At 65.1% G+C, this 22,021-nt stretch carries 19 protein-coding genes; 7 read left to right on the plus strand and 12 right to left on the minus strand.

All coding sequences use genetic code 11. The features are described from left to right. Nucleotides 1-3: 3 nt before the first annotated feature. From G552_RS0100115 to G552_RS0100145, 6 genes are all read right to left on the minus strand, one after another. Nucleotides 4-1,059, minus strand: coding sequence for an ABC transporter permease (locus G552_RS0100115; RefSeq protein ID WP_027881164.1), 1,056 nt, complete (start codon nt 1,057-1,059; stop codon nt 4-6). After that, nucleotides 1,049-2,554 (minus strand): ABC transporter ATP-binding protein, encoded by a 1,506-nt coding sequence (locus G552_RS0100120; RefSeq protein ID WP_027881165.1) that lies wholly within the window; start codon nt 2,552-2,554, stop codon nt 1,049-1,051. The genes G552_RS0100115 and G552_RS0100120 overlap by 11 nt, the downstream gene beginning before the upstream one ends. A gap of 52 nt (nt 2,555-2,606) precedes the next feature. Next, a complete protein-coding gene (gene xdhC, locus G552_RS0100125) occupies nt 2,607-3,449 on the minus strand; it encodes a xanthine dehydrogenase accessory protein XdhC (protein WP_027881166.1) in 843 nt (280 codons plus the stop codon). A 236-nt stretch (nt 3,450-3,685) separates the two neighbouring features. Beyond that, nucleotides 3,686-6,022, minus strand: coding sequence for a xanthine dehydrogenase molybdopterin binding subunit (gene xdhB / locus G552_RS0100135; protein WP_027881167.1), 2,337 nt, complete (start codon nt 6,020-6,022; stop codon nt 3,686-3,688). Continuing rightward, nucleotides 6,019-7,407: a xanthine dehydrogenase small subunit gene (locus G552_RS0100140; protein WP_027881168.1), complete on the minus strand. Its 1,389-nt coding sequence runs from the start codon at nt 7,405-7,407 to the stop codon at nt 6,019-6,021. Before G552_RS0100140 ends, xdhB begins: the two co-directional genes overlap by 4 nt. Nucleotides 7,408-7,495: 88 nt before the next feature. Beyond that, nucleotides 7,496-8,788 carry a M20 family metallo-hydrolase gene (locus G552_RS0100145; protein ID WP_027881169.1) on the minus strand — a complete coding sequence of 431 codons (1,293 nt, stop codon included), beginning with the start codon at nt 8,786-8,788 and terminating at the stop codon, nt 7,496-7,498. Between the two features lie 69 nt (nt 8,789-8,857). Between G552_RS0100145 and cbiB the strand changes: the two genes are divergently transcribed. From cbiB to G552_RS0100170, 5 genes are all read left to right on the plus strand, one after another. Next, entirely contained in the window at nt 8,858-9,724 is an 867-nt protein-coding gene (cbiB, locus tag G552_RS0100150; protein WP_027881170.1) for an adenosylcobinamide-phosphate synthase CbiB, read from the plus strand. Continuing rightward, a complete protein-coding gene (locus tag G552_RS0100155; RefSeq protein ID WP_027881171.1) occupies nt 9,721-10,731 on the plus strand; it encodes a pyridoxal phosphate-dependent aminotransferase in 1,011 nt (336 codons plus the stop codon). The genes cbiB and G552_RS0100155 overlap by 4 nt, the downstream gene beginning before the upstream one ends. 101 nt (nt 10,732-10,832) lie before the next feature. Beyond that, nucleotides 10,833-11,888 (plus strand): phenylalanine--tRNA ligase subunit alpha, encoded by a 1,056-nt coding sequence (gene pheS, locus G552_RS0100160; RefSeq protein WP_027881172.1) that lies wholly within the window; start codon nt 10,833-10,835, stop codon nt 11,886-11,888. An 11-nt stretch (nt 11,889-11,899) separates the two neighbouring features. After that, nucleotides 11,900-14,254 carry a phenylalanine--tRNA ligase subunit beta gene (pheT, locus tag G552_RS0100165; RefSeq protein WP_027881173.1) on the plus strand — a complete coding sequence of 785 codons (2,355 nt, stop codon included), beginning with the start codon at nt 11,900-11,902 and terminating at the stop codon, nt 14,252-14,254. Between the two features lie 113 nt (nt 14,255-14,367). Beyond that, a complete protein-coding gene (locus tag G552_RS0100170; RefSeq protein WP_027881174.1) occupies nt 14,368-14,853 on the plus strand; it encodes a hypothetical protein in 486 nt (161 codons plus the stop codon). A gap of 3 nt (nt 14,854-14,856) precedes the next feature. On the opposite strand, the gene G552_RS0100175 is transcribed toward G552_RS0100170, so the two are convergent. From G552_RS0100175 to pfkA, 3 genes are read right to left on the minus strand one after another with little or no spacing between them, the layout of a single operon-like run. Further along, on the minus strand, nt 14,857-15,516 hold the full coding sequence (locus tag G552_RS0100175; RefSeq protein WP_036270057.1) for a ribonuclease H1 domain-containing protein: 660 nt from the start codon (nt 15,514-15,516) through the stop codon (nt 14,857-14,859). Between the two features lie 6 nt (nt 15,517-15,522). Next, nucleotides 15,523-16,065, minus strand: coding sequence for a peptide-methionine (S)-S-oxide reductase MsrA (msrA, locus tag G552_RS0100180; RefSeq protein ID WP_027881176.1), 543 nt, complete (start codon nt 16,063-16,065; stop codon nt 15,523-15,525). 50 nt (nt 16,066-16,115) lie between these two features. Then, the gene (gene pfkA / locus G552_RS0100185) at nt 16,116-17,084 is read right to left on the minus strand and encodes a 6-phosphofructokinase (protein WP_027881177.1); all 969 of its coding nucleotides are present in this window, start codon (nt 17,082-17,084) and stop codon (nt 16,116-16,118) included. A 137-nt stretch (nt 17,085-17,221) separates the two neighbouring features. Here pfkA and G552_RS0100190 point away from each other — a divergent pair, with 137 nt between their 5' ends. Then, on the plus strand, nt 17,222-17,881 hold the full coding sequence (locus G552_RS0100190) for a phosphoribosyltransferase (RefSeq protein ID WP_027881178.1): 660 nt from the start codon (nt 17,222-17,224) through the stop codon (nt 17,879-17,881). 8 nt (nt 17,882-17,889) lie between these two features. Here the strand turns inward: G552_RS0100190 and G552_RS0100195 are convergent, their stop codons facing one another. Beyond that, a complete protein-coding gene (locus G552_RS0100195) occupies nt 17,890-18,759 on the minus strand; it encodes a DMT family transporter (protein ID WP_036270059.1) in 870 nt (289 codons plus the stop codon). Nucleotides 18,760-18,816: 57 nt separating this feature from the next. Next, nucleotides 18,817-19,101, minus strand: a complete 285-nt coding sequence (locus G552_RS14445) for a hypothetical protein (protein WP_156890650.1) — start codon at nt 19,099-19,101, stop codon at nt 18,817-18,819. Between the two features lie 663 nt (nt 19,102-19,764). Between G552_RS14445 and G552_RS16645 the strand changes: the two genes are divergently transcribed. Then, nucleotides 19,765-20,193, plus strand: coding sequence for a bacterial transcriptional activator domain-containing protein (locus tag G552_RS16645; protein WP_245575067.1), 429 nt, complete (start codon nt 19,765-19,767; stop codon nt 20,191-20,193). Nucleotides 20,194-20,201: 8 nt separating this feature from the next. Here G552_RS16645 and G552_RS0100210 read toward each other — a convergent pair whose 3' ends face one another. Continuing rightward, nucleotides 20,202-21,884: a tetratricopeptide repeat-containing diguanylate cyclase gene (locus G552_RS0100210; RefSeq protein WP_027881180.1), complete on the minus strand. Its 1,683-nt coding sequence runs from the start codon at nt 21,882-21,884 to the stop codon at nt 20,202-20,204. Nucleotides 21,885-22,021 lie beyond the last annotated feature (137 nt).

Below are 22,021 nucleotides of genomic sequence, written 5' to 3' on the forward strand. Positions count from 1 at the left end.
AACCTACCTCCCCCAGCGCACGCGGTGCTGGGCAAAGAAATCGCTGGCAATCAGAAAGAGCAAAAACAGCCCGCTGAACACGTCCATCACCCTGAAGGGCATCTGGAAGGCTACCTTGAGCACATCCCCCCCGGCGAAGAGCACCGCCATCAGAAAAGCGGTGAGGATGGCCCAGGCCGGCTGGCCTCGAGCCAGATAGGCCACGATGATGGCGCTGAAGCCGTAGCCCAGGGTGATGTTGCTGGAGTCGAGCAGCTTTTTGTGGATGCTGGCCACCTCCCCCACCCCGGCCAGCCCGGCCAGTCCACCGGTAATCAGGGCAGCCACAAGCAAGGTCGGCCCCACCGGGATGCCCACGTAGCGCGCGGCCTGGGGGTTGGCCCCCACCACCCGCAGGCGGAAGCCCAAGGTGGTGCGGGAGAGCAAAAACTGTAGCAGTAAGGCCAGCAAAACCCCCAGCACCAGGGTGGGCCAGTGCACCAGGGTGCCGGGTAAAGTAGGCAGCACCGCCTGGGGGGGAAAGGGGTCGGTGAAGGCAAAGCCAAACAGGCTGCGGCCCCGCCAGGGCCCCTGCACCAGATACTGCACCAGGTAGTAGGCGATGTAGTTGAGCATCAGGGTGGTGAGGATTTCGTTCACCCCTAGCCCGGCCCGCAGCAGCGCAGCCACCAGGGCGTAGGCCGCCCCAGCCAGGAAGCCTGCCAGGAACATAGTGGGCAGCATCCAGGGCGCCTCTATAGGCCAGAACAAAGCCACCCCCGCCGCCGCCGTAGCCCCTATGGCGATCTGCCCTTCGGCCCCGATGTTGTAAAACTGGGCCCGGAAGGCCAGGCTGAGCCCGGCCCCCACCAAAATCAGGGGAATGGCCCGGCGCAACACCTCGGCCCAGCCGTTGGGGTCGGCCAGGGTACCGCGCAGCAGGGTGGCGTAGGCGGTGAGGGGGGGCACCCCGTAGGCCCAGAAGACCAGCCCCGCCACCCCCAAAGCCGCCAGAATGGCCAGGGCCACCGCGGCGGCCTGCCGCCAGGGGGAGGGGCTGGGCAGGTATTCAAGCCGCAAGGTTCCCTCCGGTCATGAGAAGGCCGAGCTGCTCGCGCGAAAGCTCCTCCACGGCAAAGGGGCCCTTGAGGCTGCCCTGGTAGAGCACCCCGATGCGGTCGCACAGGGCCAAAAGCTCTTCCAAATCCTCCGAGACCAGCAACACCGCCGCGCCCTGCTGGGCCTTTTGCAAAAGCACCTGGTGCACCAGCTCGGTGGCCCCCACGTCCAGACCATAGGTGGGGTGCACCGCCAGAACCAGCCGGGGCGATCCGGCCAGCTCGCGGGCCAGAATGACCTTCTGGATGTTGCCCCCCGAGAGCAGGCGGGTGGGGGTGGCGGGGCCAGGGGTGGCGATATCCAGGGCCCGGATGCGCTCCTGGGCCAAGGCCCGGTAGGCCGCCGGCTGGGTCAGCCACCCCCGGGCCAGGGGAGGACGGTGGAAGGTGCGCAGGGCCAGGTTTTCGGCCACGCTCAGGCTGGGCACGGTGCCCATCTGGATGCGGTCTTCGGGGATGTGGGCCACCCCTTGCGCGAAGAGCTGGGCCGGGTTTGGCCCAAGCGGCTGCCCCGCCAACAGCACCCGTCCTCCCTCGAGCCGCCTCAGCCCCGCCAACACCTCCACCAGCTCGCTCTGGCCGTTGCCGGCCACCCCGGCTAAGCCCAGCACCTCGCCGGCCCTAAGCGCGAAGCTCACCCCCCGCAAAGCCAGCGGGCCCCGGTTGGAGCGGGCCTCGAGGCCCTCTACCTGCAACACCACCTCACCCAGCTCTGCGGGCTTTCGTTTGCGCTCGAAGCTCACGTTGCGCCCCACCATCAGCAAGGCCAGCTTTTCCCGGCTGGCCTCCGAGGCCGCCAGGCTGCCCACCACCCGCCCCCGGCGCAGCACCGTAGCGCGGTCGGCGATGGCCAAGACCTCCTCGAGCTTGTGCGAGATGAAAATGAGCGACTTACCGGCCTGGCGCAGCTCCCGCATCACCCGGAAGAGAGCCTGGGCCTCCTGGGGGGTGAGCACGCTAGTGGGCTCGTCGAGGATGAGCACCTTGGCCCCGCGTAAAAGGGCCCGCACGATCTCCACCCGTTGCTTTTCCCCTGGGGAAAGGTCGGCGATGCGGGCCATGGGGTTCACCTCCAGGCCGTAGCCCTGGGCAATGCGCTCAATCAGGGGAACGATGCGGCGGGCCGGCCAAAGCGGGCTGCCGATACCTAAAGCCAGGTTCTCGGCCACGGTATGCCGGCCCACCAGCATGGGGTGCTGCGGCACCAGACCGATGCCCAGCCGCAAGGCCTCGAGGGGAGAGCCGATGTGCACGGGCCGGCCCTCCAGCAGTATCTGGCCCGCATCGGGGCGGTAGAGACCATAGAGGATAGAGACCAGGGTGCTCTTGCCGGCCCCGTTTTCGCCCAGAAGGGCCAGCACCTCGCCGGGGTAGACCTCGAGGCTCACGCCGTCGTTGGCCACCACCCCGGGGAAGCGCTTGGTGATATTTTGCAGCCGCAAAAGAGGCTCCGCCATCGCCGCAAATCATAACGCAAAGCCAGTGAACCGAGGCGGGGGTTTTGAAGCTTTAGCCCTCGGCAGGGGCCGATGGTTTGGCGCTTTCCACCAAGCCACCTTCTAGCAAGGGCAGTAGCTGGGCGGCGGTGGCGATGGCGATGGCCTCGGGGGTCTTGCTACGGGTGAGGGGCAGGCCAATGGGACAGGTGACGCGGGCTAAATCGGCAGCCGAAAAGCCCTGCTGGGCGAGCTTTTGTTGAAAGCGGCGCCACTTGCCCTCGGAGCCAATAAGCCCCATAAAGCCTAAATCGCCCCGGCGAAGGGCGGCCTCGAGCACGAATAAATCCTCGGCGTGGTCGTGGGTCATGACCACAAGGTGGGCCCCGGCAGGCAGATCGTGCACCAGGCTATCGAGGATGGGGGCAGGGCACAGCCTCACCTGGGCCTGCCCTGGCGCCAGCCCCTCGAGCCTTTCGGGGGCCAGCATGGCCGCCCTCGAGTCGGCCAGCCAGAGCTCGATGGGCAGAAGGGAAAGCACCCTGGCCAAAGCCAGCCCCACATGCCCCACCCCAAAGATGGCCACGCAAGGGCGGTGCGGGTTCACCCCCTCGAGCAAAAGGGTCACCTCCCCCCCGCAACACTGCACCCCGTACTCGGCGGGGGCCTTCTCGGTGAGCCGCAGGGTGTGGAGCTGGGGCACGACAAGCCCCCCCTGGGCCAGCATCTGCCGGGCCAGGGCCACCGCGGTGGCCTCGAGGTTACCCCCGCCAATGCTGCCGTAGGTGGCCTCTGCCGTGACCAGCATCTTGGCCCCGGCCTCGCGCGGGGCGTGGCCACGCACCGAGAGCAGCGTGACCAGCACCAGCGGCACCTGGGCCTGGGTCAGGTGGGCGAGGTGCTCAAACCAGCGCATGACCTCCCCTTAGACTAGCCCCACGCCTCCAGCTCCTCCATGGGAAGAGGCTCGAAAAAGGCTGGGTCTACCCTTCCCAATGGCCCCCAGCCTGCGCTTTTTAGGCCTCTCCAAGGGTACCAGGCGGGCGCAGGGCCGGCCCTCGTGGGCCAGATGAACTCCTCCCCCTTACACACCCGCTCGAGCAGGCTCGGGAGATGGGCCTGGGAGATATCTATAGGCATCGGCTTACCCCCTCAATCCCCCGAGACCGGCGCCTGCTGCCGCACCCGCTCGATGGCCCAGTAGACCGCCTCGGGGGTAGCCGGCGAGGCCAGCTCCACCACCCCCCCTGGGCCAAAGGCCGCTATCGCATCGCGCAGGGCTTCCCGCACCGAGATAGCCAGCATCAAGGGGGGCTCGCCCACCGCCTTGGAGCCGTAGACCACCCCCGGCTCGCTGGCCCTGGGCAAAAGCCGCACGTGGAAGACCGGGGGCAGCTCGGCAAAACTGGGCAGCTTGTAGGTGCTGGCCGAGCGGGTGGCCACCTGGCCCTTAGCATCCCAGCGCAAATCCTCCAGGGTGAGCCAGCCCAGGCCCTGGATAAAGCCCCCCTCCACCTGGCCCAGGTCCACCAGGGGCGAGAGCGAGTCGCCCACATCGTGCAGGATGTCCACCCGCAAGAGGCGGTACTGGCCGGTAAAGCCGTCCACCTCCACCTCGCTCACCGCGGCCCCGAAGGCGTAGTAGTGGAAGGGCTTACCCCACATCCGCCCCTTGTCCCAGTGAAGCCCAGGGGTGCGGTAGAAGCCATCGGCGAAGAGCGGCACCCGCTGGGCGTAGGCGGCCCGCACCACCTCGGCGAAGCCCAGGCGCTCCTCGGGCCGCCAGAGGCTATAGACCTGGCCCTCCTCAAAGACCACATCGGCAGGGTGGACACCAAAGCGCTGGGCGGCCACTTCGGCTAGCCGAGCCTTGATCTTCTCACAGGCGGCCCGCACCGCGGCTCCGTTCAGGTCGGCCCCGGTGGAAGCGGCAGTGGCCGAGGTGTTGGGCACCTTGTCGGTGCGGGTGGGCATGATTCGGATGGCCCCCAGGGGCACCCCCAGGGCCTGGGCGGCAATCTGCATGACCTTGGTGTGCAGGCCCTGGCCCATCTCGGTGCCGCCGTGGTTGACCTGCACCGAGCCATCCTGGTAGACCAGCACCCAGGCCCCGGCCTGGTTGAAGGCGGTCAGGTTGAAGGAGATGCCAAACTTGACCGGGGTGATGGCCATGCCCCGCTTACGGTGGGGGTTTTGCGCGTTGAAGCGGGCTATCTCGGCCCGGCGTGCGGCAAAGTCGGCCATCTGCAAGAGTTCCTGCCAGATCAAAGGGAGCCGCTCGGCGTCCTTGACCTCCTGGCCGTAATGGGTAATGCGGCAGTCGAGGGGGGGGCGGCCTGGGGCCGAAGGGCGCACCCCGTAGAGGTTGCGCGCCCGCACCTCCTCCGGCGGCAGGCCCAGCGAGGCCGCCACCCGGCTCATCACCTCCTCGATGAAGACCATACCCTGAGGCCCGCCAAAACCGCGGAAGGCGGTCTGGGAGGTTTTGTGGGTCTTGCAGACCCGGCCCACCACCTCGAGGTTAGGGATGTAGTAGGCGTTGTCCACATGGCAGACCGCCCGGGCTAGCACCGCCTCGCTCAGGTCAAGCGACCAGCCCCCATCGGCGTAAAGCTCCATCCACAAAGCCTGCACTAAGCCCTCCTCGCTATAGCCCACCTTCCAGCGGGCAAAGAAGGGGTGGCGCTTGCCGGTGAGGGTGATGTCTTGCAAGCGGTTGAGCCGCACCCGCACGGGCCGGCGGGTCAGGTAGGCCCCCAGCGCGGCCACTGCTGCGTAGGGGTTGGCCTGCACCTCCTTGCCGCCAAACCCTCCGCCCATCCGCAGGCACTGCACCACCACCCGGTGGCGCGGCCAGCCCAGCACCTGGGCCACGATCTCCTGGGTCTCGGAGGGGTGCTGGGTGGAGGCGTGCACCAGGAGGTTATCGGTCTCGTCCAGCAGGGCCAGCGAGGCCTGGGTCTCGAGGTAGAAGTGCTCCTGCCCCCCCAGCTCGAGTTCCCCCTCCAGCACCCGGGGCGATTCCCGCAGGGCCTGGGCCACCTCGCCGCGCCGGGCCTGCAACCTGGCCCCCTGGAAACTCCCCTGGGCGATGGCCTCGGCGAGGCTCAGGATGGCCGGAAGCGGCTCGTACTCGACCACCACCTGCTCGGCCCCCAGCCGGGCTGCTTCCTCGCTCTCCCCCAGCACCCAGCAGACCGCCTGGCCGTGGTACATCACCTCGGAAGGAAAGAGCGGCTCGTCGCCCTTGAGGCCGCTATCGTTCTTTCCCGGCACATCCGCTCGGGTGAGCACCCGCACCACCCCCGGCACCCCATAGGCCGGCGCGGTCTCCAGCCGCAGGATGCGGGCGTGGGCATGGGGGGCCTGCACCGGCCAGGCGTGGAGGGCCTGGGGGTAGCGCGGCCATAGGTCGTCGGTGTACAGGGCCCGCCCGGTTACGTGTTCTCTGGCCGACTCGTGGGGAATGGCCCGCCCCACCACCTTCATACCGCCACCTCCTGGGTCTCGGTGTAGAACTTGTGCAAAAGGCTGGCCAGCATGGCGCTGCGGTAGGCCGCGCTGCCGCGGTGATCGTCGATGGGTTTGAACTCGCCCCGGACCAGCTCGGCTGCCGCCCGCACGGTGCGGGGTTCCCAGGGCTTGCCCTGCAGGAAAGCCTCGGTCTTGTAGGCCCGCACCGGGGTAGGGGCCACCCCTCCTAAGCCAATCCGAATAGCGGCCACCCGGCCCTCTTCCAGGTGCAAAGCAAAGGCCGCGGCCACGGTGGAGATGTCGTCTAAGGGGCGCTTGGCCACCTTGTAGAAGCGGGCCAGTGGGGCCAGGGGGAGGGGAATCCGCACCGCTTTAATGACCTCGCCAGGGGCCAGCACGGTCTGGCGGTAGCCCTGGAAGAACTGCTCCAACGGCACCACCCGCTCACCTGCCAGGCTCACCAGCACCACCTGGGCCCCCAGGGCCAAAAGCACCGGCGGCCCGTCGCCAATGGGCGAGGCGGTGGCCAGGTTGCCTCCTAAGGTGGCCCGGTTGCGGATCAGGCGGGAGGCAAACAGGGGAAACCACGCCGCCAAGAGGGGAACCCGCCCAGCCAGACGGCGCTCGAGCTCGGAAAGAGGCAAAGCCGCCCCTACCTCCAAATAGTCTTCCCTCCAGACCAGGCCCTGTAGCTCGGGCACCTGGCTCAGGTCGAGGAGCACCCCAGCCCGGGCGAAGCGCTGGTTCACCTCCACCCCCCAGTCGGTGCCCCCCGCCAGCAGCCGGGCCTGGGGGTGCTGGGCCAGCCGGGCCAGAAGCTCGGCCAGCGAGGTAGGCCGGTAGAAGCAGCCCTGAGGGCTTTCGTAGGCCAGGGGCCCTGGCGGGGCCACGGGCGCCTCGAGCCGCTGGGCCAGGGGGTCTTGAGGGGGAGGAGCCCCCAAAGAAAGGGCGGCATCGCGGATGGGGCGGTAGCCGGTGCAACGGCAGAGGTTACCGGAGAGGGCCTCGAGGTCGAAGCCTTCCCGGCCTTTGCGGTAGTACTCCGCGGCCAGGCTCACCACAAACCCCGGGGTGCAGTAACCACACTGTGACCCTCCCTGGAGCATGGCCTCTTGCACCGGGTGCAGCGCCTCAGGGCGGCCTAGCCCCTCCACCGTCCAGACCTCCCGCCCGGCCAGGCAGGGCAGGGGCAGCAAACAGCTATTGACCGCCTCGAAGCGCGCGCCCACCCCATCCGGCTGCAAGAGCAAGACCGCACAGGCCCCGCACTCCCCCTCGGCGCAGCCCTCCTTGCTGCCGGTCAGGCCCTGCTGGCGCAGCCAGGCGAGCAGGCTCAGGTGGGGGTCCACCCCGTCCACCCGCACGCTTTGCCCGTTCAGCGTAAAGCTAATCTCGCCCACTAAAACCTCTCTCGGCCTTCCTAACTTTGAAGGTCTATTCTACCCCTGGCCCAGGCTCGATCCGGTGCGCGGTTTACAAACAAGCCCTTTAGTCCTCAAGGGGGGTGGGTTCGTCCTTGGGGCTTTCCCGCTCCTGGGCCAAAGAGAGGCGGGCTAGCGCGAGGGCCAGCACATGCACACCCCGGGCGATGTCCTCGGGGGCGGCGTACTCGTCGGGGCGGTGGCTCACCCCACCCCGGCAGGGGATGAAGAGCATCGCCGTGGGGGCAATACGGGCCATAAACAAGGCGTCGTGGTAGGCCCGGCTCACCATCAGTTTGAACCTGACCCCAGCATCGCCACAGGCCGCCACCAGTGCCTTCAGCACTTCTGAGCCCGATTTGGCCGGAGGATCCATGTTGATAATCTCCACGCTATAGCGGATATCCCGGCGGGTACAGACCTGCTCTACGCCCTGGATAATCTGGCGGATCACCTGGTCGCGGCGGGACTGCTCCACATCGCGCACATCTATCTCGAGCTTGACCTGGCTGGGGATGCTGTTGACCGCATTGGGGTAGACCTGGCAAAAGCCGGTGGTGGCTACGGTGTTGATGCTGCCGCTGTTTTTAGCGAAGGCTTCTACCCCCAGGATAATCTCTGCGGCAGCGCAAAGTGCATCGCGCCGCTCGGGCATTAGCACCCCTCCGGCATGCCCCCCTGCCCCCTCCAGGCTCACCTGTAGCGAAGCTGGCGCAGCAATGGCCGTGACCACCCCCAAGGGAATCCCTTCCTGCTCCAGCACCGGCCCCTGCTCGATGTGTAGTTCCACAAAGGCCGCATAGTAGCCGGAGGGCAGCAGCACCTCCTCTAGGCTGCCCATGTAGCCCGCCTCCCAACGCACCTCCTCCAGGCTGCGCCCTTCAGCATCTCTGAGCAGGCGCAGCGACTCCGGGGTAAGCACCCCAGCCAAGGCCCGGCTGCCCAGACAGCCAATACCAAAGCGGGTAGGCTCCTCCGCAGCAAAGACCAGCAGCTCGATGGAGCGAAAGGGCTTGAAGCCGGTGCGCTGCAACGCCCGAATAGCCTCGAGGCCCCCCAGCACCCCCACCACCCCGTCGTACATCCCGGCGTAGGGGATAGCGTCGATGTGCGAACCGGTGGCCACCACCGGTAGGTCGGGGGCGCTGCCTTCCCAGCGGGCAAAGAGGTTCCCTAGGGCGTCCTCCCGCACCTGTAGGCCAGCCTCGAGGAAAAGCTGCTTTAGGTAGGCCCGGGCCTCGAGGTCGGGCTTGGTGTAAACGACGCGGGTAATAGCTGGCTTGGGCGTCTCGGAAAACGCCGCCAGAGTCTCAATCTCGCGCTGAATGCGTTCCTGGTCAACCAAGGGTCGTACAAGCATAAAAGCTCCCCATGCGCTCTCTAAAGTCTATCCCATCGCAACCCCACCCCGCCGTATGATGCCGGGGGCATGACGATCTGGCTGGCCTTGCTCCTGGACTGGCGCCTGGGCGAACCCCCGCCCCCACTGCATCCCGTGGTCTGGATGGGGCGCTACCTGGCCTGGGCCGATGGCCAGCGCCGGCCCGGCTGGGAAAAGGGGCAAGGGGCCTTCTGGCTTCTCGTAGGCGGCCTTTTGGTCGGAGGCCTGGCCTGGACAGCCAGTTGGCTTTTAGCCCACCTGCCGGCCTACCTCGAGCTGCCCCTACTGGCTATTCTGCTCAAGCCCAGCTTCGCCTTTCGCCTGCTGCTACGAGAGGTGCAAAAGGTGGAGGAAGCCCTGGGGCAGAGCCTCGAGGCCGCCCGGTGTCAGCTCGCCCGGCTGGTCAGCCGGCCCACCTGTTGCCTAGGCCCAAATGAGGTGCGCGAAAGCGCCTTAGAATCTCTGGCGGAGAACCTCTCCGATAGCCTGGTGGCGCCGCTGTTCTGGTTTGTGTTGTTGGGCCTGCCGGGAGCCTATGTGTACCGTTACCTCAACACCGCCGACGCCATGTGGGGCTACCGTACCCCCCGCTACCAGGCCTGGGGCTGGGCGGCGGCCCGCCTGGATGATCTGGCCAACTGGCTGCCGGCCCGCCTCACCGGCCTGGCCTTGCTGGGCTCGCTCTGCTGGGCGGCCCTAGCCCGCGAGGCTCGGCGCACCCCCTCGCCCAACGGAGGCTGGCCCATGGGGGCTTTGGCCCTGTACCTGGGGGTGCGGCTGGGTAAGCCGGGGGTTTACCTGCTCAACCCCCAAGCCCCCCCACCCAGTCCTGTGGCCTTTACCCAAGGGCTAGCCCGCTGCCGGCGGGTGGGTTGGGTTTTAGCTCTAACCTTAGGACTGCTGGAGTTGCTATGATCGACGACGTACTCAAACCCATCCACGGAGGCACCGACAGCGGCCCCCCGCCCCGCTTCGACTTCTCCACCAATGCCAATGCCCTAGGCCCCGACCCCCACGCCCTACAAGCGGTGCAGGCGGCTGACCCCTCCCGCTACCCCGACCCCTTGTACACCGTGTTGCACCAGGCTATCGCAGCCTTTCACCAGGTAGCGCCCGAGCAGGTGGCGGTAGGCACCGGCACCAGCGAGCTCATTCACCGGCTGGTACGCTGGCGCTGGCTACGGGGGCCCATGCTCATCCTGCCCCCTACCTTCTCGGAGTATGCCCGGGCTGCCCAGCCTGCCGAGCTACCCCTGTTGCAGGCCCACAGCCCGGAGGAGTTCCTGCAGCTTCTGCCCCGGGCCACCCTGGCCTTCCTCTGCGTGCCCAACAACCCCACCGGCGAGGTCTACCCTTTCCTGGCCGAGGCGGCCCAGACCGCCCAGCGGCACCGCGCGACTTTGGTTCTCGATCTGGCCTACCACGCCCTCACCCAAAACCCACCCCCCCTGCCCCAAGGGGTCTGGCGGCTGTATGGCCCCAACAAAGCCCACGGCCTGACCGGGGTGCGGGCGGGCTACCTGGTGGCCCCGGTGGATCTGACCCATTTTCGCCACCTGGCCCCCAGCTGGGTACTTTCGGTTCACGGAGAGGCTTTCCTGCGAGCCAGCCTCGAGCCCCCTTCCCAGACCTGGGTAGCCCAGACCCGGCAGACTCTTTGGCGCTGGCGCCGGGAACTGGCTCAAGGGCTGCGCAAGCTAGGCCTCGAGGTCCAGGAAGGGCAGGCCAACTTCCTCTTGGTGCGGGTGGGCCCAGCCACCCAGGTAGCCCAGGCCCTGCGGGCTCGAGGCCTGCGGGTGCGCGACTGCACCTCTTTCGGCCTAAACGAGTACCTGCGCCTCTCGGCCCAACCCCCCGAGGCGCAAAAAGCCCTCTTAGAGGCGCTGGCCGATCTCCTCGCATCCAACTGGAAAGCATGGTAGACTGGGCCACATGACCGGGAGGTGGTTTTTTAGGTAGGCCCGCGGGGGATGCCTGTCTCCCGTGGGCGGCCTGTGGGCCGCCCCTCGCTTTTGGAGGCTCGATGGATCTAAATCAGGCGCTGGAGCAAATAGGCAAAGCCCCCACCTTGGAACACCTGCAAGCCCTCAAGGTGCAGTACCTGGGCAAAAACGGCCAGATCACCCAGGCCCTCAAAAGCCTGGGCCAGCTCCCCCCCGAGGCCCGCCGGGAGCGGGGACAAGAGCTCAACACCTGGAAAAAAGCCCTGGAAGAAGCCCTGCAAACCCGGGAAAAAGAGCTTCGCCAAGAGGCTCTAAAAGCGCAGCTCGAGCGAGAAACCCTCGATGTCTCGCTGCCTGGCTATGCCTTTCCCGCTGGGGGGCTGCACCTGACCAGCCTGATCCTGGGAGAACTGGTGAACCTCTTCCGCCGCTTGGGCTTCAGCGTGGTGGAGGGCCCCGAGGTAGAAAGCGAATTCTTCAACTTCGACGCCCTCAACATGCCGGAGTGGCATCCCGCCCGCGACATGCAAGACACCTTCTGGGTCGACCTAAAGCCCCCCTTCACCCTCCAAGGCCCCCTGGGTGAGACGGTCAACGACCTGGGGGGTGCGGTGCTGCGCACCCACACCTCGGGCATGCAGATCCGCTATATGATCCAGCACACCCCGCCCTTCCGCATCGTGGTGCCAGGCCGGGTCTTCCGCTACGAGCAGACCGATGCCAGCCACGAGGCTATGTTCTATCAGCTCGAGGGCCTGGTAGTGGGGCCCAATATCACCATGGCCGACCTCAAGGGGGCCATTCACGAGCTGGCCCGGGGACTCTTCGGCAAGGAGGGCAAGGCCCGTTTCCAGCCCACCTACTTCCCCTTTGTGGAGCCAGGGGCCCAGTTCGCCATGTGGTGGCCTGAGCGAGGAAAGTGGCTCGAGCTGGGCGGGGCAGGCATGGTGCACCCCTATTTGTTCCGCGCGGTGGACGACTACCGCGCCCGCCAGGGCCTGCCCCGGGTCTATGAGGGCATGACCGGCTGGGCCTTTGGCATGGGGGTAGAGCGCCTGGCCATTTTGCGCTATGGCATCCCCGACATCCGCTACTTCTACCAAAACCGCCTTTCCTTCCTGCGGCAGTTTAGATAAGCGAGGTTGGCGTGAAAATCGTCTATAGCTGGCTGCAAGAGTTCCTGCCCGAGGCCCCAGCCCCCCAGCGCCTGGAAGAGCTTTTGGCCGGGCTGGGCCTCGAGACCGAGTCCATCCAAACCCTTCCCGCCCCCCACCCCCAGGTGGTCTTCGCCCGGGTGCTGGCGATCGAACCGCTGCCAGGCCGACAGGTGCGCAAGCTCATCCTGGATATCGGCCAGGAAGTAGCGGTAGTCTCTGGAGCCCCCAACGCCCGCGCCGGGATAGGGGTGGCCCTAGCCCTACCCGGAGCTGTACTGCCTGATGGCAGCAAGCTGGAGGAGCGGCGCATTGCTGGGGTGGCCTCCTGGGGCATGGCCCTTTCCCCCAAGGAGCTGGCCTTGGGTGAGTATGCCGGTGGATTGATAGAGCTTCCCCCCGAGGCCCTGCCCCCCGGCACCCCCTTAGCCGAGGTCTGGGGGCCGGAAACGGTTTTGGAGGTAGAGATTACCCCCAACCGCCCGGACTGGCTTTCGGTCTACGGGGTGGCCCGGGATCTGGCCGCTACCGGCCTCACCCTGGTCTCCCCCAACGCCAAACCTCAGACCCGCTCCCTGCCCCTGCCCTTCGGAGCCTGGATCGAGGACCCCCAGGCTTGCGACCGCTTTACCCTCTCCTACGCCCGAGGCCTGCGGGTAGGCCCCAGCCCCCTTTGGGTGCAGCGCCGCCTCTTTGCCGCGGGAATGCGCCCCATCTCCAACGTGGTGGACGCCACCAACTACACCATGCTGGAGCTGGGCAACCCCATGCACGCCTTCGACGCCCGCTACATCCGCGAGGGGTTGGTGGTACGGCGGGCCCAGCCAGGGGAAAGGCTGCGCACCCTAGACGGCCAGGAGCGCGTCTTGAGCCCGGAAGACCTGCTGATTGCGGTGAAGGAAGGCAGCCAGAGCCGTCCTGCTGGGCTGGCTGGTATCATGGGGGGAGCCGACGACGAAATCCGCGAGGATACCACCGCCATTGCCCTCGAGGTGGCCCATTTCGACCCGGTGCGCATCCGCCAGAGCGCCAAACGCCACGGACTCAAAACCGAGGCCTCCTACCGCTTTGAGCGGGGGGTAGACCCCGACGGCCAGCACCGGGCTGCCGACCGCTGCTTGGCCCTGCTGCAGGACTGGGCCGGTTCCGGGGTAGAGGTGGCCACCGAGCGGATCGACCTCAACCATACCCAGCCCCCCCAGGCCATCCCCTTCCGCCCCACCTACACCTCAAGGCTAATGGGGATGGACTACCCCGAAGCAGAGCAGCTCGGCATATTACAACGCTTGGGCTGCGCCGTGGCCCCCGGCCCCCAAAGCGGGGTCTATCTGGTCACCCCACCCCGCCACCGCGTCGACCTGGCCATAGAGGAAGACCTGGTGGAGGAGGTGGCCCGTATTGTGGGCTACGACCAGATTCCCACCACCCTGCCCAGCTTCTTCCCTCACCCCGACAACCTAGAGGTGGAGGCCCCTTATCAGGCCCTCGAGCGGCTCAAGCAGGTCATGGCCGGCCTGGGCTTCCAGGAAGTCATCAACTACGCCTGGAGTTCGCCGGAGGAGTGCGCCCTGCTGCGCGCCCCAGCCCCCACCATCTACATGCAAAACCCCCAGACCCCCGAGCGTACCGCCTTGCGCACCGCACTCTACCCAGGTCTATTGCGCAACCTGCAGACCGCTTTGGCCCAGGGTGAGGAGGGGCCCTTCCTGCTCTTCGAAGTAGGCCACGTCTTTCAGGCCCAGGAGACCCCCCACCTGGCGGCTTTGCTCTCGGGCGAAGCCATACCAGGCCGCTGGCAGCCGGGCCTGGCAGGAGGGTTTTTCGCCCTGAAGGGCCTGCTCGAGGCCGCTGCGGCCCACCTGGGCAGCACCCTCTGGGTCGAGGCCGAGGCCACGCCCCATCTACACCCTGGGGTAAGCGGGGCCGTGTACTGGAACCAGCGAAAGGTGGGGTATATCGGTGCGCTACACCCCGCCATCCGCCAAGCCCTGGAGCTACCCCCGGTCTTCCTGTGGGAAGTCTCCCTACCCTTGCCCTCTGGAGCAAAGGGCTTCCGCGATGTGGCCCGGTACCCCGCGGCCATGCGCGATTTGGCGGTGGTGGTGCCGGAGAAAATCCCCTACCTCGAGGTAGAGCGGCTCATCCGGGAAAAAGCCGGCCCCTATCTGGAGCAGCTTCTGGTCTTTGATGTCTACCAAGGCCCCCCTCTGCCCTCCGGCCATAAGAGCCTGGCCTTCCACCTGCGCTTCCGCCACCCCGAGCGTACCCTGACCGACCTCGAGGTCGACGGTTTCATCCAGCAGGTGGTGGATGGGCTCGAGCAAAAAGGCTACAGCATCCGCCGCTAAAAGGGATACTTGGGTCAAACCAGCACACCCTTGGCCCCTTGGTTGGGTATACTCAGCCTGAGCCAGGGGGCTGCCGGGTGCCCCCGTAAGGCGGTGTTCAAGGAGACTTCTGGATGCTAAGCTGGCTCGACCTGATGGCCCTGGTGGCCCTCTCCGCTGCCCTAGCCCTGGGCATACGGCAGGGGGCCTCCTTCACCCTGGCCTTCGCACCGGCCCTGCTGCTGTACCTGTTGCTGGCCCCCCTGTTGGCCCCTTTGCTGCCGGCCTGGGGCATGCCCTGGCTGGCCGGGGGGCTGGGGCTGGCCATGGCCTACCTGGCCCAGTGGGTGCCCCTGCCCCCTCTGCGACCAGCCCTCGAGGGCCTGGTCGGGGGCCTGGGGGGTCTTCTATGGGGCTTGCTGCTGGCCCTAACCCTCTGGGTCAGCTTCCCTAGTGAGTTTGTGGCCTCCACCGGGGCTTTGCGCTACCCTTCCGAACAGATACCCCTAGGGGTCAAGAAGGGCATCGTGCAAAGCCCCTTTGCCCGCCCGCTCTTCGACTGGATCGCCAGCCACCCCACCCTCAAAGCGGCCCTGCTGCCTAACCTCAACCACCCCTAGCCCCTATTTGCGTCCAAAGTCGGCGGGGTTCTCCCCCCAGTGCTCGGTTTGCCATTTGCATATGGGGTTGGGGTAGGTATGCTGGCGCAACCACGCCTCAGCACGGGCCACGCGGGCAAACAAAGGGGCATTGGCCTCGGTGGGCCGCAGGTTGGTTCGCGCTTTCTTGGCCCGCACCCAGGCCAAGGCGTTGACGGAGTCGGAGTAAATGGGCCAATCGCAACCGCTCTCCTGACAATACATCAGGGCCTCTACAATGGCCAGAAACTCCCCTATGTTGTTGGTGCCCTGAACAAAAGGCCCCCGGCGGAAAATCTCCCGGCCCAGGATTGCGCCGCGCGCGGCGCAATTCCATGCCTCTCCATCGGCCCTAAGCTCCACACAGCGGTATTCCAGCAGGCCCGGGTTACCACTACAGGCCGCATCCACACACAGGCTGGGCAAAAGGGGCGGGGGGGCTGTTCGAAGCTGGGGCTGTTTCGGACTGGTCGGTGAAGCCGCGTAGTCCTGATAGCGGCCCTGCAGAGCCTGCTGGGCCTCAGCCAGGCTGGTGAACTCCTTGTACTGGGCATTGGGATAGCCCTTGACCTGGGCTTCAGCCTGGGGCCAGCTCTCAAAAATACCGCTCTGGCGGCCTTTCCACACCACGTAATACTTTTTCATGCGAACCTAGGCGGACGAACGCTTCAAGCGCCGGGCAAACTGCCGGCGGAACTTGGCCAGCTTGGGGCTTATCACCAGAGCACAGTAGGGTTGGTAGGGGTTGCGCTGAAAGTATTGCTGGTGGTAGTCCTCCGCAGGGTAAAAAGCCTCGAAAGGCACCAGCTCGGTGGCCAGAGGGCTAGGCCAGTAGGCCGCCTGAGCCTGCATCACCGCCTGGGCCGCGGCCCTTTGCTCTGGTGAATGGTAAAGGATGATCGAGCGGTACTGTGGCCCCACGTCGTGGCCCTGACGGTTAGGGGTGGTGGGGTCGTGAATGGCAAAGAAAACCTCTAAGATCTCGCGGTAGGCAATGACCCCGGGGTCGAAGGTCAGCTGCACCACCTCGGCATGTCCGGTCTGCTGGCTACATACCTGGGCATAGGTGGGGTGAGGCAGATGCCCCCCGGCATACCCCGAAACCACTTTCACCACACCTTCCAACTCGCTGTAGACCGCCTCCAAGCACCAGAAGCACCCACCGCCCAAAGTGGCCCGCTCCAGATTTGGCATGGCCTTCATTGTGGCCAGCCTCGAGGCTTTGCGCTGTGGTCTAACCCACCCTAAAGGGCCAACACCCGGGCCAGCTCGAGCTTCCTACGGTCGATGTCCTTGCGTTTTTCGATGGCTTCCCTAAAGGGGGTAAGGCGAATCTCCCCGTTGACCTCGCCGATGGCTACCCCGCTGGCCCCGCTCAGCAGGGCCTCGACGCAGGCCGCCCCCAGTCGGCTGGCCAGCACGCGATCCTTGGCGGTGGGGCTGCCCCCCCGCTGAATGTGCCCCAGCACGGTCACCCGGCCCTCAAAGCCAGCGTAACTGCGCACATCCTTAGCGAGCTGCTCGGCCCCCCCCTCGTACCCTCCCTCGGCCACCACCACAATCGAGGAACGCTTACCTTTCTGGGCCGACTGGCTGATGATCTCGGCACAGGTCTTGGGGTCGGTGGGCTCCTCGGGCACCACGATCACCTCGGCCCCACCCGCAATGCCCACCTCCAAGGCAATAAAACCAGCATGCCGCCCCATCACCTCGATGAAGAAAACCCTGGAGTGGCTGGCGGCGGTATCGCGGATACGGTCAATGGCTTCCAGTGCGGTGTTGACCGCTGTATCGAAGCCAATGGTGTAATCGGTGCCGTACAAGTCGTTGTCGATGGTACCTGGAGCCCCCACTACCGGAATATGGTGTTCCGCGATGAGCTTGGTTGCCCCGGCATAGGTGCCATTCCCCCCGATGGCAATTACTCCATCCACCCCGGCCTTGCGCAGGTTTTCCGCGGCCTTGGCCCGCCCCTCGGGGGTCATGAACTCCTGGCTGCGAGCGGTCAGCAGGATGGTTCCCCCCCGCTGCAGGGTATTGGCCACATCCCGTGGCCCTAGAGGTATGAAGTCACCCTCGATCATGCCCTGGTACCCGCTGCGAATACCGATGACCTCCAGGCCATGAGCCACAGCACTGCGCACCACCGCGCGAATGGCCGCGTTCATTCCAGGAGCATCGCCTCCGCTGGTAAAAACCGCGATTCTTTTCATGCCAGACTCCAAACTTTTTGGCCAGAAGCCAAAAATCGCCTGTTAGTTTACTCGAGAAAGGCCCGCTTTGTGCCCTTGCGGTAATCGTCCGGTAATGCGGGTATCGTAACGTTCTAGAAACTAGACTAGGAGGCTAGATGAAACGCTTCAAAGATCGCGCTCAGGCCGGAGAGCTTTTAGCCCAAAAATTGCTGGAGCTGGGCTACAGCCAAGAACCTCACCTCTGGGTCTTCGGCCTGCCCAGGGGCGGGGTGCCGGTGGCCTATGCGGTAGCCCAAAGGCTGAAAGCCCCCTTGGAGGTCTGGGTGGTGCGCAAGCTCGGCACCCCTGGTCATGAGGAGCTAGCTATGGGGGCCATCGCCTCGGGGGGTGGGCGGGTGCTTAATCAGGAAATCGTGGAGAGTTTAGGTCTTAATCCAAAGACCATCGCCGCTGTAGAACGCCAGGAACAGGCCGAGCTTCAGCAGCGGGAGCAGTTGTACCGCGGCCATAGGCCCTTCCCCAGCCTAAAGGGGCAGACGGTTTTGCTAATAGACGACGGCCTAGCCACCGGGGCCACCATGCAGGCTGCGCTCATGGCCGCCCGGAGCCATCAGCCCAAGCGGCTGGTGGTGGCGGTACCGGTAGCCCCACCGGATACCGTGGCCAAGCTGCGCGCCATAGCCGACGAGGTGGTGTGCCTAGAAACCCCGGCTTTCTTCCAGGCGGTGGGGCTGTGGTACGAACACTTCCCCCAGGTCTCGGACGCTGAGGTGCTCGAGCTGCTCTCAAAGGCCCAAAGTGGGCACAAGCCCTGAAAGCCCCTTCACCCCGCGTCGGGGGTGACCTGCTCGGGGTGGGGTCGGTCGCTTTGAAGCTGGCTGATGAGGGTAGCCAGCAGAATCAAGCCCGCCCCCACCAGCCCTTGCCCCCCTAGGCGCTCACCCAACAGCACGAAGGCGAAAGCCGCCGCATAAACCGGCTCGAGGGTGAAAATAACCGCTGCCTGGGGAGCAGAAACCAGGCGCTGGCCCAAAGCCTGAAGCCAGACACACAAGGCCGAGGCCACCAAGCCCAAATAGAGCAAGGAAAGATAGGGAAACTGGGCCAGATTCCACGCGGGCTTCTCCCCTAGCATCCAGAAAAACGAGCCCAGAGCCACTACCCACATCTGAACAGCGGTGAGGGACAAAGCGGGAAAACGCGGGGCCAGACGCTCCAGGCGCCAGATGTATAGGGCATAGGCCAGGGCAGTCCCCAGCGTCCACACATCCCCCTGGTTGGGGGGGGAGCCATCGTAGGACAAAAGCCCCACCCCACCGATGGCCAGCCCTGCCGCCCACCAAACCGAGCGGCCCAGGCGGTGCCCCAGCAGGCCCAGCAGTACCGGGAGGATCACCACGTAGAGGGTGGTGATAAAGGCGCTACGGCTGGCGGTGGTGTATTCCAGGCCAATGGTCTGGGTCAGGTAGGCCACAAACAGCAGCAACCCTAGCTCGAGGCCAGCCCGCCACAAGCGCCCTTCACCTCTAAGCAAGAAGGGGGCCAAAGCCAAACTGGCAATGGCAAAGCGCAAAAAGTTGACCTGGCCTGGCTCTAAGGTTTGCAGGCTATCCTTCACCAGTACGAAGGTGCTACCCCAGAACAAGGTGGCCAGGTTGAGATAGACAACACCCAACCACCGACCCTGCCACACAAAGGCCAGTCTACGGGCAAAACCAGGCCGGAGGCTACCCCGCCGGTTCTGTGGGCCTCAGATTTCGTGCCGCTCCATAAGGGACCAAAGCCTAGACCCTGCCGGCTTTCCAGCGGGCACCACCTGCACCGGCACCCCAGCCCCAGCCACTATGCTCTGCGCCACCTGTCCTAGCTTGGGCGCGCCTGGCCGGGGTCCATCGCAGCGACCAACGACGATCAGGCCGGCCCGGATTTTCCGGATAGCGCCAGCTACAACCTCGCCCACACTCTGCTCTTGGGCCTCTACCAGCAGCACTACCGGTTTAGGCCGAGCCTCTTGCAGCGCAAAAAATCTGGGCAACGGTGGCCTCGGTGTCCTCGAGCACATGCAGCAGGGTCACACTACACCCCAGCCAGCGGGACAGAAAGCATGCTGTACCGCCGCCAAACTGCCCTCGCCCAGCCCCATGAACACCAAGATGTGGCGAAACATGGACGCCTCCCACAACCCACCTCAGGGTGACGCAAGGACATTACCAGGGTGTTAGTGCCAGTTTCTACTTCCTTTGGCGGATGAAACGGTAATGGAGTTGTAACAGAATTAAGACATGAGCAGGTCGCTGCCCCGAGCGGAACAACCCCCACCTGAGCTGCGGATTCATACCTTGGGCCAGGTGGGGGTATGGGTAGGCGGCCAGCCCGCCAAATGGCACGCCCACAGCGCGGTAGCTTTCTTCTTCTACCTGTTCTCCCATCCTAAGGGTCGCCGCAGAGAGGAAATCCTCGAGGCTTTGTGGGGTCTCGACCCTAGCCCCATGGCCAACAACCGCTTTCGCGTAACGGTGTTCCGCGTTCGAGCCGCCCTTTACCCTGGGGTCATCGTGGAGGAATACGGGCGCTACCGCCTGGCTGAGGCCGTACTACGCAGCAGTGACCTGTTTGCTTTTTATCAGGCCCTCCAGGAAGCACAGCAAGCCCCCTGTGCGACTCTGCGTTTGCAAGCCAAGCCTATCAAAAGGCTTTGGTGCTCTACCTGGGCGAGTATCTACCCGGTTTCAAAGACAACTGGGTCGCCCAGCCGCGAGAAGAACACAAAAACGCCTATATCCGAGCTTTGCTGGAGGTAGCCCTGATCCACCAAAAGCAGGCCGACTGGGCCGCGGCCAGCCGGTACTTCGAGCAGGCCCTACAAGCCGACCCTTATCTGGGCGAGAATTACCACCAGCGCCTGATGTGGTGCCTGGCCGCCGCGGGCGAGCGTTACCGAGCCATCGAGCACTACCGCCGGTTGGCCCGCTTTCTGAAAGAGGAACTGGGCGACACCCCTATGCCCGAAACCCAGGAGCTAGCCGAACGCATCAAGCACAACCTGCCTCTCCCTCCTTGCTGGCAAGCCAGCCCATTGGCTTGCGAAAGCCCACCCCCTCGAGCGGCCCCTTCCCTACCCCACTGAACTAGGGCTTAGACAACCCGGTTTTTGCCCAAGCGCTTGGCCTGATAGAGGTTGCGATCGGCTTCGGCTAGCAGATGAGCCGGGCTCTCTAGGCTGAGGTCGCTGCTCAAACCTATGGAAAGGGTAACCCGCAAGCCCGGATGAAGGGTATGCCAAGGATATTCAGCCACAATCAAGCGTATCTTCTCGCAAACATTCCGAGCCTGCTCCTGACTTGCCTCGAGGAAGAGCAAAACAAACTCCTCTCCGCCATAGCGGGCTACTAGGTCGGTCTCACGACAGGCCTGCCGCAGCAACCGGGCCACGGTGCGCAAAACCACATCGCCCACCGCGTGCGAGAACCGGTCGTTGATCTGTTTGAAGTCGTCGACATCGGCAATGGCTAGGGAAAGGGGGTGCTGGTAGCGGCGAGCCCGGTGGAATTCCTCTGCCAGGCGGCCATCTAGGTAGCGACGGTTGTAAAGCCCGGTCAGGGCATCCTCCAAGGAGAGCCGCTCGAGCTCTTGTAGCAAAAGGGTTTTCTGCCGGTCGGCCTCCCGCAGGGCTTCATGCAGCTCCTTCAGCTCGGCATAGGCCTGGGCCAGCTCCGCATTCTTGCGGCGCTCGAGTTCAGCCTCGCGACGCACCTGCTCTACCTGGAAGCTAATCTGCAAGTTCTTCAGCCGACGATCGGTGTTCTCGTTGAATACCTGCCGTTCCAGCCGTTGGGCAGCCTCCAGGTGCTCGAGGGCTTGGGCCAGGCTTCCCCGCTGCTTATATACCTCGGCTAAGGCCTGTTGGGCTTCAGACTGCTTGGGCTTTTGTGCCGTGTGCTGGGCTAGAGCCAGGGCTTCTTGCAGGAGAATAAGGGCCTCTTCCAGCCGTCCCAGTCGCAGGTATAGCCGCCCCAAGCACAACCGCGCCTCCACCTCTCCTGTTGCCTGCTTGCCTAGACGGAAATGCTCGAGGCTTTGCCAATGCAATCGCTCGGCCTCCTCGGCGCGCCCCTGGTGCTCGTAAACCAAGGCCAGGTTGTTTAACACACTTCCCCTGGATAGGTGTTCCAAGGCCCCGATCTGCTCGAGAGCCTCCCTCAGCACTGCCTCAGCTTCATCGAAGCGCCCCAGGTTCTTCAGCGCAATTCCCATATTGCTGAGGGTCATGTAGATGAGCCGCCGTTCTCCCAATTGCCGTGCCAGGGCGCAACTTTGCCGATAATAGGCCAGCCCCTCCTCCAGCTGCCCATTCTTCGAACATATAATCCCTATGCTGTTGAGTGTACTGGCCTGCCCACTCAAATCCCCTTGGCTTTGGTGAAGCCGATAATTCTCCACGAAATATTCCATGGCCTTCTCATAGTTGCCCAGCGAGTCGTGTACGATCCCCAAGCCGCGCAAGCTGTCTGCTGTACCCTTGGGGTCACGCAACTCCTGGTAAAGCAACAGTGCCTTCTGAAAGTTGTCCAAGGCCTGAGCCTGGTTCCCCAGGTTGTGGTGGGCCCACGCCAGCTCAAAATAGGCACTGGCCTCGCCGGAGGTATACCCGGCTGCCCTGGCTTCTGCAATGGCCTGCTGGGCCAGTTCAAGGGCCCGCGGCACATCCCTGGCCGACCATGCCGAGGCTAGGCGAATGAGCAACTCGGTGCGGACTACGGGGTCGGTGGCCACCTCGAGCTGGGCCTCGAGCCCAAACAGATCGGAATCCTCTCCCATCCCAACGCCCTCTAGAAGGCAGATTCTTCAACGATGACACCTCGCTGCAACAAACACACAATACCACCCTGGCCACCCATTCGGCGGCCATATGCCCCCAGTCCAGCCTTATTCCCGGGCACACCCCGCCCTTGACA

This window comes from Meiothermus rufus DSM 22234 (assembly GCF_000423425.1).
GTDB lineage: Bacteria > Deinococcota > Deinococci > Deinococcales > Thermaceae > Meiothermus > Meiothermus rufus.

Excerpts from the sequence above, each read along its gene's own strand:
- msrA (WP_027881176.1), bottom strand. The coding sequence starts at position 16,065 with ATGCCAAATCTGGAGCGGGCCACTTTGGGCGGTGGGTGCTTCTGGTGC.
- xdhC (WP_027881166.1), bottom strand. The coding sequence starts at position 3,449 with ATGCGCTGGTTTGAGCACCTCGCCCACCTGACCCAGGCCCAGGTGCCG.
- G552_RS0100210 (WP_027881180.1), bottom strand. The coding sequence starts at position 21,884 with ATGGGAGAGGATTCCGATCTGTTTGGGCTCGAGGCCCAGCTCGAGGTG.
- G552_RS0100145 (WP_027881169.1), bottom strand. The coding sequence starts at position 8,788 with ATGCTTGTACGACCCTTGGTTGACCAGGAACGCATTCAGCGCGAGATT.
- G552_RS0100170 (WP_027881174.1), top strand. The coding sequence starts at position 14,368 with ATGCTAAGCTGGCTCGACCTGATGGCCCTGGTGGCCCTCTCCGCTGCC.
- G552_RS0100120 (WP_027881165.1), bottom strand. The coding sequence starts at position 2,554 with ATGGCGGAGCCTCTTTTGCGGCTGCAAAATATCACCAAGCGCTTCCCC.
- G552_RS0100175 (WP_036270057.1), bottom strand. The coding sequence starts at position 15,516 with ATGAAAAAGTATTACGTGGTGTGGAAAGGCCGCCAGAGCGGTATTTTT.
- G552_RS0100190 (WP_027881178.1), top strand. The coding sequence starts at position 17,222 with ATGAAACGCTTCAAAGATCGCGCTCAGGCCGGAGAGCTTTTAGCCCAA.
- cbiB (WP_027881170.1), top strand. The coding sequence starts at position 8,858 with ATGACGATCTGGCTGGCCTTGCTCCTGGACTGGCGCCTGGGCGAACCC.
- xdhB (WP_027881167.1), bottom strand. The coding sequence starts at position 6,022 with ATGAAGGTGGTGGGGCGGGCCATTCCCCACGAGTCGGCCAGAGAACAC.
- G552_RS0100155 (WP_027881171.1), top strand. The coding sequence starts at position 9,721 with ATGATCGACGACGTACTCAAACCCATCCACGGAGGCACCGACAGCGGC.
- pfkA (WP_027881177.1), bottom strand. The coding sequence starts at position 17,084 with ATGAAAAGAATCGCGGTTTTTACCAGCGGAGGCGATGCTCCTGGAATG.
- pheS (WP_027881172.1), top strand. The coding sequence starts at position 10,833 with ATGGATCTAAATCAGGCGCTGGAGCAAATAGGCAAAGCCCCCACCTTG.